We start from the raw sequence: 12,628 nt of genomic DNA, 5'->3' as shown, positions 1-12,628 counted from the left end.
GCTCCCCTGGGAGCGCCCGCCATCTACGCTCGCATCGTGAGCGAGCCAGTTGTAAGCGAGCTTCGGGAGTCGCCAGCGGCCCGGCTCGCGTTGCGGGTCGGGACACCGGAGTTCGACGCCGCGCGGGAGGCGTTGGCCGAGCACGTCGCGGCGAAACGGATCGACTCGGCCGAGGCCGAGCTGCGGCTGGAGGCGTGCAAGGAGACCAGGACGCAGGGCGAACTGCTGCGCCTCTTCGCCGACCTGCCGGAGCCCCACCCCGACCTGCCCGGCCTCCCCCCGCCGCTACCGCTGCGGAAGACCGGCGACGACCCCGACGACATCCCCCTCTACGCGGCCGCCAACATCCTCGCGATCCTGCTCGGCGAGCCGGTCGCGATCGTGCTCGCCATCGTCTACGACAAGTGGTGGCTGATCGCGGTCCCGGTGGCGTTCTGCGTGTTGCTGGTCGCCGCCGTCGCTCTGGTGGACCGCGCCCGTCGCGGACGCTGACGGAACGGCTGGAGCCGGATCAGCGTCGGGGCCGGCGTCCCCGTCACCGGCGCCGCCCGCCCTGTCGCCTACGCCGTCCCGACCGGTTCCAGGGCGAGCTGGCGTCCCGGCCAGCGGGCGCGCAGCCAGCGGTCGTGGCTCGCGACGACCACCGCTCCCGGGCTGGTGCCCAGCGCCTCCTCCAGCTCGTCGCTCAGCCGCGGCGACAGGTGGTTGGTGGGCTCGTCGAGCAGCAGCAGCTCGGGCGGGTCGGCCACCAGCAGCGCCAGGGCCAGCCGCCGGCGCTGGCCGACGGAGAGCTCGCCGACCGGGCGGGCGGCGTCGCGGGGGGCGAGCAGGCCCAGCGACCGCAGGGGTACCGCCTCCGCGCGCTCCGCCCCCAACGCCAGCTCGTACGTCTGCGCCGCGGTCCGGTCCGGCCGGTCGAAGAGGGTGTCCTGGGTCAGCAGTCCCACCCGCAGGCCGCGCCGCCGCCGCACCTCGCCGGTACCCCGCAGCCCGCCGGCGAGCACGGTGAGCAATGTGGACTTTCCGGCGCCGTTGGGGCCGGTGACCAGCAGCCGGTCGCCGGCGGTGACGTCGAGGCGGTCGAGGCTGAGCCGGCCCGGTACGCACAGGTCGCGCACCGACACCAGCAGCCCCTCACCACCGTGACTGGCCAGCGTGGACACCCGGAAGCGCAGCGGCTCCGGCGGCTTGCGGACCTGGTCGCGTTCGAGCTCGTGGAGGCGGCGGGTGGCGTTGCGCACGCGCCGGGAGACCTGCTGCTCGACCCGGTTGCCGATCATGCCGTACGACATCTTGTTCTTGTCTTTGGGCGGCCGCCCGTAGCCGACCTGGTGCGCGGTGACCGCGACCGCGTGCCGCAGCTCGCTCAGCTCCTCCTGCTCCTCGGCGAAGCGGGCCTGCCACCGTTCCCGCTCGGCGTGCTTCTGCGCCTGGTAGCCGGTGTAGTTGCCGCCGTACCGGGTCGGGCCGTCGACCGCCGGGTCGAGGTCGAGGAGGTCGGTGCAGACCGCGTCGAGCAGCGTACGGTCGTGGCTGGCGAGCACGACCGCGCCGGGCAGGCCGCGCAGCTGCTCCTCCAGGAAGGCGGCCGCCGCGTCGTCGAGGTGGTTGGTCGGCTCGTCCAGCAGCAGCGCCGACGGGCGGCGGATCAGCAGAGCGGCGAGCGCGAGGCGGCCGCGCTGCCCGCCGGAGATCGAGCCGAGCGTCCGGTCGTACCCGATGCCGCCCAGCCCGAGTCCGGCCAGCACCAGCCCGGCGCGGCGGTCGGCGTCCCAGGCGTCGGTCTCCTGGGCCCGGTCGAGCCGCTCGCCGTACTCGGCGAGCAACTCGACGTCGTCCGGTCTGGTGGCGAGCGCGGCGGTGAGCCGGTCCAGCGCGGCGAGCACCTCGCGGGCCTCGCGGAGCGCGTCGTCCACCACGTCGCGCACGGTCGCGGCCAGGTCGAACGGCATCTCCTGGTGCAGGTACCCGAGGTCGGGTGGGCGCACGACGGTGCCGCCGTCCGGCTGGTCGGCGCCGGCCAGCAGGCGCAGGAGGGTGCTCTTGCCCGTGCCGTTTTCGCCGATCAGGCCGATCCGGTGGCCGGGCGCGGCGACGAGGGAGACGCCGTCGAGCACGCGGCGCGCGCCGAACGTGCGGACGAGGTCATGGGCGAGGAGAGGATGACGTGACACGGGACACCACCGCGGAGTAGACGCTGCCGCCCGCCGGGCGATGGCCTCGGACGCGGGCGCGACGGGTGTCTGCGGATCACATCGCCGTCCACGGTAGCCACGGCGGTGCCCCACCCGCAAACGAATAAGCAAGGCCGGCTCCTTCACGCGTTTCTCACCAGAACCGGATCTCCCGGCGGCTACCGTCGGTGGGGTGCCGACGAGCGCGGGCTGGGGTTGAAACGTGACGCTGTGGGGGAAAGAAGGCCCCGTGGCTACGACGGTTGGGGAGCGGACGAAGATCCGCGAAGCGGGCGTCACCCTTCCGGCCGCCTGGCTGGTGCTGCTGGGCCTGGTCGAGGCGGTCAGCGTGGCCGGCCTGTGGTGGTTCTTCGTGCGCGGCGCGCGCGGCCAGCTGCTCGACACCGTCGCCCTGGAGGGCAACGCGATCGGCCAGGACCGCGTCGACGGCCTGGCCAATACCGTCCTCAACGCCATCTCCGTGGCCTCGCTGGCCGTGGCGATGGTCGTCGCCGGGGTGATCGCGCTGGCCCGGGGCCGGGTGCTGCTGACGCTGGTGGTCACCGCGTTCGTGGCCACCGCCAACCTGGTCACCCAGGTGCTCAAGCACGGCCTCGACCGCCCGGACCTCGGCGTCGACCTGGAGCGCGTGTACGCCGGCAACAGCTTCCCGAGCGGCCACGCGACCGTGGCGATGTCCGTGGTCATCGCGCTCGTCCTGGTGGTACCGCCCCGGCTGCGCGGCGTCACCGCGGTCGTCGGCGCCCTCTACGCCACCACCGCCGGCGTGGCGACCATGTCGCTGGGCTGGCACCGGCCGAGCGACGTCGCCGGCGCGGTGCTCGTCGTCGGCGGCTGCGCGGCCCTCGCCGGCCTGCTGCTGGTGCTGGCGCAGGGCCGGGACGCCCGGGTGAAGACCGACGACGCCCGCCCGCTCGCCGTCGCACTGCTGATGATCGCCTCAGCGGTACTGCTCGCGGCCGCGGCCGTCGCCCTCTGGTGGGTGGACCGGGTGGCCACACCCCCCGCCGACGAGCTGGGCCGCCGCACGCTGCTGACCGCGTACGTCGGCGCGGCCGCGGGCATCGCCGGCATCACGTCGGCGGTCACCGCGCTGACGCTGGCCGCGACGCACCGCGTCGTACCCTGGCGCACCGGCTGACCGCGCCGCCTCCGCCGCCGACCTGAAGGCCACATCTTGCGCATGAGCCACCCCACCCACGCTGAGTCGCGGCGTTTCTCCAGGAAGAGTTGCCCCGGTCCGCGCCAGCTGCGGACCGTTTGCGCGGGGTCCCCGGGGAAACGTGGAGCGCAGCGGAGCGTTTTCTTGGGGTGCTTTCCCGCGGGCACCGCTGCGGCCGGCGGCTCGCTGGCGCTCGCCGACTTCCCCGGCCTCCGCTGCCGGCTCCGCGCGGCAAGCCCAACCCCCGCACCCCGCCTCCGAAAGCGATCTAGAACGTTTAGGGCGCTATTTCAGCCCTAACCGTTCTAGATCGCGCCAATTGATCTTCTGGTGGACGCGGAGGCCGGCCAGGAGGAGGGCGACCAGGTCGGCGCAGACGGTGACGGTGGTGCTGGCACCACCGTCAAGAGGCGAGCGCGCTCCATCGATGGCGACCCACCCCGATCCATAGCGTCGAAAGCGACGATCCGGGAGGGGAGAGGGACGTGTTCGAGAGATGGGGTACGGCCGTGGTCCGGCACCCGGTACGGGTGATCCTGGCCTGGCTGGTGGTGGTGATGGGGCTGGGCGGTCTCGGCTACGCGGTGCTCGGCCCGGAGGGCGCGGCGGCCGTCTCCGGCCAGAACGAGACGGACTTCCTGCCGGAGGAGTACGAGTCCGTACAGGCGGCCCGGTTCGCGGAGCAGGCGTTCCCGTCCGGTGCCCGGGAGGGCGCGACCGCCGTGCTCGTACTGTCTCGTGTGGACGGCGCGCCGCTGGCCCCGGCCGACCGGGCCAAGGGGCGGGAGGTCGTCCAGGGGCTGGGCGGCGAAGGGGTACGGGACGTCGGCGAGCCGTCGCTCTCCCCCAACGGGAAGGTGATGCTGGCCCAGGTGACGTTCACCGGGAAGGTCGGCTACACCGGGGTGTCGAGCGCCGTCACCCGGCTGCGCACCGAGACCGCCGAGCGGGTCGCCGGCACGCCGCTGCGCTCCGGGTACACCGGCGAGGCGGCCGTCGCCAAGGACAGCGAGCGGCTCGACCTGCTGGTCAGCGTCGGCATGGTGGTGATGATCCTGGTGCTGCTCGTCGTCATCTTCCGCGGCCCGTGGGTGGCGCTGCTCAACCTGCTCATCATCGCGCTGGTCGGGCAGGGCGCGGTGGCGGTCATCGCGATCGCGGCGAAGGCGGCCGGCACCACATTGGACGGTTCGGTCACCGGGCTGCTGCCGGTGGTGCTCTTCGGCGTGGGCACCGACTACGTGGTCTTCCTGCTGTACCGGTACCGGGAGCGGCTGCGCCTCGGCGAGGACCGGCGCACCGCGATGGTCGCCGCGCTCGCCCGGGTCGGGTCGGCGATCGGCGTCTCCGCGCTGGCGGTGGCGGTGTCGTTCGGCGCGCTGCTGCTGTCCGGGTTCGGGTCGTTCCGGATCCTGGGGCCGGCGCTGGCGTTCGCGGTACTCGTGATGGTGCTCGCCGGCCTCACGCTCATCCCGGCGGTGTTCTCGCTGCTCGGCCACCGCGCGTTCTGGCCCGCCAAGGCGTGGCGCACCGTGCCGGAGACGGGAGGCGGCGCACCGGACGCGGGGCGCGGCGGGGCGACGGTGGGACTCGCGGCGCGTACCGGAAACCTCGTGGCCCGGCGCCCCGCGGCGGTGGCCCTCGCCGCGGTGGCCGTGCTGGCCGCGCTCGGAGCCGGCGCCCTGGCCCACAAGCCCAGCTACGACATCGAGGCCATGCCGGCCGGCACCGAGTCGGCCCGCACGATGGAACGGCTGGAGTCCGGTTTCCCCGCGGGGACGCTGAGCCCGACGACGGTCTACCTCTCCGGTCCCGGACTGACCGAACAGTCAGCGACCGCCTACGCCGAGCGCCTCTCCGCACTCTCCATAGTGGGCGGTGTGGGCGGCGTGCGGGCGACCGGCGACGCGGCCCAGGTCGACCTGCTGCTCGCCGCCGACCCGCTCAGCGAGGAGGCGCTGGACGCGATGGTGCACCAGCTGCGCCCGGCCGCGCACTCCGCCGCACCGCCCGGCACCACCGTGTACGTCGGCGGCGAGACCTCGGTCTTCGCGGACATCCGGGACGTGGTCGGGGTGGACCTGAAGGTGATCCTGCCCGCCGCGGGCCTGCTGATCGGGCTGGTGCTGCTGCTGATGCTGCGCGGCGTGCTCGCGCCGGTGTACCTGCTCGGCGCGGTCGTCGGCGGCTTCGTCGCCACGCTCGGCGCGGCGGTGCTGGTCTTCCAGGGCGCGGTGGGGCGGCCGGGCCTGACGTTCACGCTGCCGCTGATCGTGTACATGTTCGTGGCGTCGATCGGCACCGACTACAACATTCTCATGATCGCCCGGATCCGGGAGGAGCTGCGCGGCGGCGCGTCCCGGCGCGAGGCGGTACGGGTGGCGCTGCACCGGGCCGGCCCACCGGTGGCGGCGGCCGGCGTGATCCTGGCGGCCTCGTTCGGGGCGCTGACCGTCTCGGCCACGCTCGCCGAGGTCGGGTTCGCGGTCGCGGTGGGGATCCTGCTCTCCACGTTCGTGCTGTCGTGGTTGCTCGTGCCGGCGCTGACCGCGCTGCTGGGCCGGGCCGCGTTCTGGCCGGCGCGCCCGAAGCCGCCGGCGGCGGGCCGCCCGGCCCCGGCGCGGCGCGCGGAGCCGGCGGCCATCGGCCTCGCGAGCGGTGCCGGCGGTGCCGCCTTCGCGGGCGGTGCCGGCTTCACGGGCGGCCACGGCTTCGCGGGCGGTGCCGGCGGAGCGGGCGGTGCCGGCCGAGTGGGCGGACCGGGCGGTGCCGGCGGAGCGGGTGGCCACGGGAGAATGGGCCGGTGAGAGTGAGAATGGGGCGGTGATGACGCGGAGGCGGCGGGCGCTGCGGGACCTGCGGCACATGCTGGTGAGCACCGGGCTCGGGCTGGCCGCGCTGGGCCTGCTGCTGCTCACCGTCTTCGCGCTGCTCCTCTGCGTCGTGCCGCCGGTGGGCGGGCCCGCGCTGGTCAACGCGGCCGGCCTGGCCCGCCGCCTGGCGGACCGGCAGCGGCGGCGGGTCGAGCCGCCGATCCCCTCGCCGTACTCGGCCGTCCCGGCCCGGATCCGCGACCTTCTCCCGGACCCCACGTACTGGCGCGACACCGCGTGGCTGCTCGTCTACGGGGTCTGCGGGCTCGTCGCGATGTTCGTGTGGGGGCTCTGGGTGACCGGCCTGCAGGGGCTGGCCACGCCGATCCTCTACCGGCTGCTCCCGGCCGGCGTCGACCTGGAGTTCCAGTCGCTGCCGGTCACCAGCTCCGCCCGGTCGTTCGGCGCGGCCGGGATGGGCGCCGCCATCCTGGTCGCCGCCTACTTCCTGCCCCGCTGGTACCAGGCGGGCGAAGCCCACCTGTCGCGGTGGCTGCTCTCCCCCACCGCCGCCGCCCGGCTCAGCGCCCGGGTCGAGCAGCTCGTCGAGACCCGCACCGCCGCCGTCGACGCCTCCGCGGCCGAGCTGCGCCGGATCGAGCGCGACCTGCACGACGGCGCGCAGGCCCGGCTCGTCGCGCTGACGATGAACCTGGGGATGGCGGAGGACATGTTCGACACGGATCCGGCCGTGGCCAGGGCGATGCTCGCCGACGCGCGGGCCGGCGCGCACTCCGCGATCAGCGAGCTGCGCGACCTGGTACGCGGCATCCACCCGCCGATGCTCGCCGACCGCGGCCTGGCCGGTGCCGCCGAGGCGCTCGCCGCGGCCAGCCCGGTACCGGTCGCGCTGGAGGTGCGGCTCGACCGGCGGCTCGGCGCGCCGGTGGAGTCGGCCGCCTACTTCGTGCTCGCCGAGGCGCTCGCCAACGCCATCAAGCACGCCGGCGCCGCGCGCATCGAGATGTCCGTCGTGGACGAGGCCGTCCACATCAGACTCCGGGTACGCGACGACGGGCGCGGCGGCGCCGACCGGGCCAGGGGCACGGGATTGCGGGGTATCGAGCGGCGGCTGGCGGCCTTCGACGGCGTGGTCACCGTGTCCAGCCCGCCCGGCGGCCCGACGGAGATCGAGGCGGTGCTCCCGTGCGCGTCGTGATCGCCGAGGATCTCGTGCTGCTGCGCGACGGCATGGTGCGGATGCTGACCGCGTACGGGTTCGACGTGGTCGCCGCGGTCGAAGACGGTGCCACTCTCGCCGACACGCTCGTCGCGCTGCGGCCGGACGTGGCCGTGGTCGACGTGCGCCTGCCGCCCACGTTCACCGACGAGGGTTTGCGCGCCGCGATCGCCGCCCGCCGCGCGGTGCCCGGCCTGCCGGTGCTGATCCTGTCCCAGTACGTCGAGCAGGTGTACGCCCGCGAGCTGCTGAGCGACCGCGCCGGCGGGGTCGGCTACCTGCTCAAGGACCGGGTCGGCGAGGTGCGCGAGTTTACCGACGCGGTGCGCCGGGTCGCCGCCGGCGGCACCGTGATGGACCCCGACGTGGTCGCCCAGCTGCTCGGCGGCGGCCGCTCGGCGCAGCTGGCCACGCTCACCCCGCGCGAGCGCGAGGTGCTCGCCGTGATGGCCGAGGGGCGCTCGAACGGGGCGATCGCGGCCCGGCTGGTCATCACCGAGAAGGCGGTCAGCAAGCACATCAACAGCATCCTGACCAAGCTCGACCTGCCCCCGTCCGACGACGACCACCGTCGGGTGCTGGCGGTCCTCGCCTACCTGGGCGGGTGACCTCCTACGCGCTGTAGCCGTGCGCCACGATGACCTGGGCGCTCATCTCGTACGCCGCCGGGTCGTCCGGCACGACGGTGCCGAGCCCGTCGACGTAGCGGTTGAACATCGAGAACGCCGCCGCGATCAGCACCGTGTCGTGGATCTCCACGTCGGTGGCGCCCGCGCCGCGCGCCGCCTCGACCAGCTCGGTGGTGACACTGCGCCCGTCGACCCGGACGGCCCCGGCGATGCGCAGCAGGGCCCGCAGCTTGGGCGAGATGTCGGCCGCGTCGGGGTCGACGCAGGCGTCGCGCACCAAGCGCAGGCCGCCGTCGAGCTGGGCCGCCGCGAACGCCGAGTGCGAGTCGCGGCAGAAGTCGCACTCGTTGCCGCTCGACACGTACGCCGCGATCAGCTCGCGCTCGCCGCGGGACAGGCTGTTGGGCGCGCGGAGCAGGGCGTCGGCGAGGTCGTAGAGCGGCTTGGCCGTCTCCGGCCGGTACATCCTGAGGCCGATGATCCCGGGAAACCGCTTTTCGTCAACACCCAGATCGATGTGCGCCACCGTCTCAGGCTATCGGCCCGACCATAGGTTCGCGACCGTGCGGGAGGCCCGGCGGCAGTCTCAGCGCACGACTGGTACGCGGACCGACGACAGCACCATGCCGCTGCTCGGCCTCGTCGGGATGCGGTGCAGCGGGATGCCCACGTCCTGCTCGGGCACCGTGTACTCCAGCCGGGCCAGCATCGGCAGCAGCGTCCGCAGCAGCGCGACGGTCACCGTCTCGCCGGGGCAGCGGTGGCCGGTGCGCGGGTCGCCGCCGCCCTGCGGGATCAGCTCGTAGGGGCCGATCCGGCGCTCCAGGAAGCGGCCGGGCGCGAAGCCGTACGGGTCGGGCCAGAGCAGCGGGTGGTGGTTCTGGCCGTAGATGTCGAGCACCACCAGCGAGCCGGCCGGGATGCGGTGGCCGTCCCACTCCAGGTCGCGGGCGGCACGGCCGCCGACGAAGGGGGCGAACGGGTAGAAGCGGCGCAGCTCGTGCGCGAACGCCTCGGCGTACGCGGGGTCGCCGTCGCGCAGCCGGTCGCGGTGCTCGGGCCAGAGGTGCAGGGCGTGCGCGGCGAACGTGACGAACCAGCACACCGCCACCGTCGGCCGCAGCACGTTGAGCAACTCGACGGCCGCGACATGCGGGTCGAGCGGTTCGCCGGCCGCGTCGAGGTGCTCGGCGATCGCGGCCAGCGCCGAGCCGGCCGGGGCGGGAGACGTCGTACGGGCCCGGGCCACCACGCCGGCCAGCCACCGCTCGCGGCGGCCGCGGGCCTGGCGGGCGCGCCAGTGGCGGGGACCGGCCGTGGCGAAACCGTCCACCATCGACACCAGATCCTCGGCCAGCGCCCCGTCCGCCTCGTCCAGCGGGACGCCGGCCCACGGCGTCACCGCCCGCGCCAGTACCCGCGCGGTCTCGTCGAAGAGCACGACCCGGTCCCGGGTGACCCAGGTCTCGGCGGCGGCTTCCCAGGCATCGACCGCGTGCCGCTCCAGCAGGGCGACGCCCTCGCCGGTCAGCATCGACATGAACATCGCCTTGCGCAGCCGGTGGTCCACCCCGTCCAGGCCGTGTACGCCGCCGCGGCCGAAGAGCGTGTCCTGTACCGGGCCGGGGAGGGCACCGTGGCGGTGGACGTTGGCCTCCTCGTAGAAGAAGCGCGCCGCGTCCGGGCCGCAGAGGCCGGTCACCCGCTGCCCGAGCAGGTGGGTGCGCACCACGCCGTCGGTCGTACGGCGCCGGCGGTTCGGCAGCCACCCGTACCCCTCCAGGAAGAACCCGATCACCCGGACCGGATGCCCGGCTACGCGAGGACGCAAACTCCTACCCCGGGAATCGTGTCCAGGTGAGCGCGTCGTGGTGAGGGCCGCCGGCCGGCGCTAGGGTCGGTGACCATGGCCGAGCGCAGGTACGGTGCCGCCGCACCGCCCACCGAGTCCGAGGTACGCCACGCGGACTGGGCGTGCGACGACATCTCGGGGCAGGAGCACACCCGGGTCGCGTTCCACGACGTCGACCTGACCGAGGTGGTCGACCAGGGGGCGTCGTTCACCGAGTGCGTCTTCAGCGACTGCCGCTTCAACGCCTCCGTCCACACCGACGCCGCGTTTGTCAACTGCGCGTTTACCAATTGCTCGTTCTTCGACGCCACGTTCACCGGCTGCAAGCTGGTCGGCAGCGTCTTCGACCGGTGCGCGTTCGGCCTGCTGAAGGTGACCGGCGGCGACTGGTCGTTCGTCGGACTGCCCGGCGCCGACCTGAGCAAGTCGCGCATCGTGGGCGCGCGGATGCGCGAGTGCGACCTCACCGGCGCCAAGCTCGCCGACGCCACGCTCACCCACGCCGACCTCGGCGGCGCGCTGCTGCACCGCACCGACCTGAGCCGCGCCGACCTGCGCGGCTCCGACCTGTCCACACTGGACCCGCTCGCCGCCACCCTGCGCGGCGCCATCATCGACCCCGACCAGGCCGCGACGATCGCCGAAGCGCTCGGCCTCGACGTCCGCCCCGCCCTCCCACCACCCTCCTGACCCGCACCCTTCCTGACCCGCGCCCGTCCCGACTCACGGCCGTCCTGACTCACGGCCTTGGTGACGCTCGGTCCGAACGAGCCGCCCGCCAAGGGGCGGGACCGAAGCCGGCGAGGGCTCCGCGGTGACGCCGGCCCTTGATCGGCGTCACCGCCGGCTGGCGGTCCGGAGATCGTGGTACATAACTGCCCCTGGAGGGGCAGCGAAATACCACGATCTCCGCCTTGGGCGATCTCCAAGCGCCGATCATGGGAAGGGTGGTCGGCTCGATCGCGGATTCGGGGCTACCGCGACGTCCGCGGTGGTCGAGATCCGTCTGAGCCTGATGATCGTTCACCCGAAGCCCGCGTTATCCCCGCCGTTCCACGCGGAAACCGGGCGAACGATCACCGCGTTCCCCCGAGGGCTGGCCGCCGGTCGCCGTGACAGCCCGGTCCGGACGATCATCCATTCGGCTCGGGGAGGGGATCGACCGGGTTCTTCGAGAACGGCCGCAGCCGCGGCCGGAGCGCGCTCACCCTCGACCCGAAGCCGTCCACCTACTTCTGCGACGGGGATGTGGGGCGCGCCGCAACCCCGGCTCCGAGAGCGCTCCTGGTGCGCTGGCCACTAACCTTTGCCGGCTTCGCCGACCCGGGTGACCAGCGGCCGAAGGCCGCCGGTCACCCGGTGAACGTTGGTGGCCACCGCACTAGGCGGTGGTCTCGGCGATGGCCTGGTCGAGGATCTCCAGGCCGAGCGCCAGCTCCTCCTTCGTCGCGGTCAGCGGCGGGGCGATCCGGAACGTGCCACCCATGCCGGGCAGCTGCACGACGTTCAGGTGCAGGCCCAGCTCCAGGCAGCGGCGGGTGATCCGGCCGCCGAGCGCGTCCGCACCGCCGTCCAGCGTGGACAGTTCGAGGCCCTGCATCAGGCCGCGGCCGCGTACGTCCCCCACGGCCGGGTGCCGGTCCTTGATCTCGTCCAGGCCGTCCCGGAGCACCGAGCCCAGCTCGCGGGCACGGCCGTCCATCTTCTCCCGTTCCAGGACGTCGAGCACCGTGTTGCCGACCGCGGCGACCAGCGGGTCGCTGACGTGGGTGGTGTAGAAGAGGTACCCGCGCTCGTGTGCCCGCCGCTCGATCTCCTCGCTGGTCACGACGGCGGCCAGCGGCAGCCCGGCGCCGAGGGTCTTGGAGAGGGTGAGGATGTCGGGGACGATGCCGTCCCGCTCGAACGCGTACCAGGTGCCGGTGCGGCACAGGCCGGTCTGCGCCTCGTCGACGATCAGCAGCATGCCCCGCTCCCGGCACTTCCCGGCGAGGGCGGCGAAGTAGCCGGGCGGCGGCTCGATCACCCCGCCGGAGCTGAGGATCGGCTCCACGATGCAGGCGGCGAGGCTGCCGGTGGACTGGGCGTCGACCATCGCGAAGCCGTGGTCGAGCTGCCGCCGCCAGTCGAACCCGCCGTCCGGCGTGGTGAAGTCCGGGCGGTACGGGTTGGGCACCGGGATCGCCAGGTTGCCGGGGGCGTTCGGCCCGTACCCCTGGTGGCCGGCGCTGTACGTGGCGGCCGCCGCGGCCTGTGTCATGCCGTGCCAGGAGCGGGCGAAGGCGACCACCTCGTGCCCGCCGGTGACCAGCTTGGCCATCCGGATCGCGGCCTCGTTGGACTCGGCGCCGGTGGTGAGCAGCATCGCCTTGGACAGCGGCGCGGGCAGTGACTCGGCGAGCCGGCGGGCGAGGTCGACCACCGGGCGGGAGAGCATGCCGCTGAAGAGGTGGTCGAGGGTGCCGACCTGCCGGCGTACCGTCGCCACGATCTCCGGGTGGCTGTGCCCCAGGATCGCGCTCATCTGGCCGGAGGTGAAGTCGAGGAGGCGGCGGCCGGTGCCGGTGAAGACGAAGCTCCCCTCGGCCCGTTCGATGATCTCAGGGGTCCACCCGCCGCCGTACCGGATGAGGTGGCGGTCGGCGTCGGCCCAGAAAGACTCAGCGGTCATGATCACACGCTAGTGCGGTGGCCGCCGAGGTTCACCGGGTGAGCGGCGGCCTTCGGCCACTGGTCA

10 protein-coding genes are annotated in these 12,628 nt (G+C 73.9%); 6 read left to right on the top strand and 4 right to left on the bottom strand.

Features of this window, described 5'->3' with window-relative positions:
- Nucleotides 1-36: 36 nt before the first annotated feature.
- Nucleotides 37-492, top strand: coding sequence for a DUF1707 SHOCT-like domain-containing protein (locus RB614_RS17485; RefSeq protein WP_308713579.1), 456 nt, complete (start codon nucleotides 37-39; stop codon nucleotides 490-492).
- A 68-nt stretch (nucleotides 493-560) separates the two neighbouring features.
- Here the strand turns inward: RB614_RS17485 and RB614_RS17480 are convergent, their stop codons facing one another.
- Nucleotides 561-2,174, bottom strand: coding sequence for an ABC-F family ATP-binding cassette domain-containing protein (locus RB614_RS17480; protein WP_308713578.1), 1,614 nt, complete (start codon nucleotides 2,172-2,174; stop codon nucleotides 561-563).
- Nucleotides 2,175-2,454: 280 nt separating this feature from the next.
- On the opposite strand from RB614_RS17480, the gene RB614_RS17475 reads away from it, so the two are divergent.
- The 4 genes from RB614_RS17475 to RB614_RS17460 all read left to right on the top strand — a co-directional run bounded on the left by RB614_RS17475 (nucleotide 2,455) and on the right by RB614_RS17460 (nucleotide 8,018).
- Nucleotides 2,455-3,336 (top strand): phosphatase PAP2 family protein, encoded by an 882-nt coding sequence (locus RB614_RS17475; RefSeq protein ID WP_428983036.1) that lies wholly within the window; start codon nucleotides 2,455-2,457, stop codon nucleotides 3,334-3,336.
- A gap of 506 nt (nucleotides 3,337-3,842) precedes the next feature.
- Entirely contained in the window at nucleotides 3,843-6,164 is a 2,322-nt protein-coding gene (locus RB614_RS17470; protein WP_308713576.1) for an MMPL family transporter, read from the top strand.
- Nucleotides 6,165-6,183: 19 nt separating this feature from the next.
- Nucleotides 6,184-7,389, top strand: coding sequence for a sensor histidine kinase (locus tag RB614_RS17465; protein WP_308713711.1), 1,206 nt, complete (start codon nucleotides 6,184-6,186; stop codon nucleotides 7,387-7,389).
- Nucleotides 7,377-8,018, top strand: a complete 642-nt coding sequence (locus RB614_RS17460; RefSeq protein ID WP_308713575.1) for a LuxR C-terminal-related transcriptional regulator — start codon at nucleotides 7,377-7,379, stop codon at nucleotides 8,016-8,018. Before RB614_RS17465 ends, RB614_RS17460 begins: the two co-directional genes overlap by 13 nt.
- 4 nt (nucleotides 8,019-8,022) lie before the next feature.
- Here the strand turns inward: RB614_RS17460 and RB614_RS17455 are convergent, their stop codons facing one another.
- Both RB614_RS17455 and RB614_RS17450 read right to left on the bottom strand, forming a co-directional pair.
- Nucleotides 8,023-8,565 carry a carboxymuconolactone decarboxylase family protein gene (locus RB614_RS17455; RefSeq protein ID WP_308713574.1) on the bottom strand — a complete coding sequence of 181 codons (543 nt, stop codon included), beginning with the start codon at nucleotides 8,563-8,565 and terminating at the stop codon, nucleotides 8,023-8,025.
- Between the two features lie 60 nt (nucleotides 8,566-8,625).
- Nucleotides 8,626-9,870 (bottom strand): cytochrome P450, encoded by a 1,245-nt coding sequence (locus RB614_RS17450; RefSeq protein WP_308713573.1) that lies wholly within the window; start codon nucleotides 9,868-9,870, stop codon nucleotides 8,626-8,628.
- Nucleotides 9,871-9,945: 75 nt separating this feature from the next.
- On the opposite strand from RB614_RS17450, the gene RB614_RS17445 reads away from it, so the two are divergent.
- Nucleotides 9,946-10,581: a pentapeptide repeat-containing protein gene (locus RB614_RS17445; protein ID WP_308713572.1), complete on the top strand. Its 636-nt coding sequence runs from the start codon at nucleotides 9,946-9,948 to the stop codon at nucleotides 10,579-10,581.
- Nucleotides 10,582-11,272: 691 nt separating this feature from the next.
- Here RB614_RS17445 and RB614_RS17440 read toward each other — a convergent pair.
- Entirely contained in the window at nucleotides 11,273-12,562 is a 1,290-nt protein-coding gene (locus tag RB614_RS17440; protein WP_308713571.1) for an aspartate aminotransferase family protein, read from the bottom strand.
- Between the last annotated feature and the right edge of the window lie 66 nt (nucleotides 12,563-12,628).

Source organism: Phytohabitans maris, assembly GCF_031085175.1.
GTDB classification, from domain to species: Bacteria; Actinomycetota; Actinomycetes; order Mycobacteriales; family Micromonosporaceae; genus Phytohabitans; species Phytohabitans maris.
The sequence above is the reverse complement of the archived record's forward strand: the minus strand, read 5'-3'. Positions and strand labels throughout refer to the sequence as shown.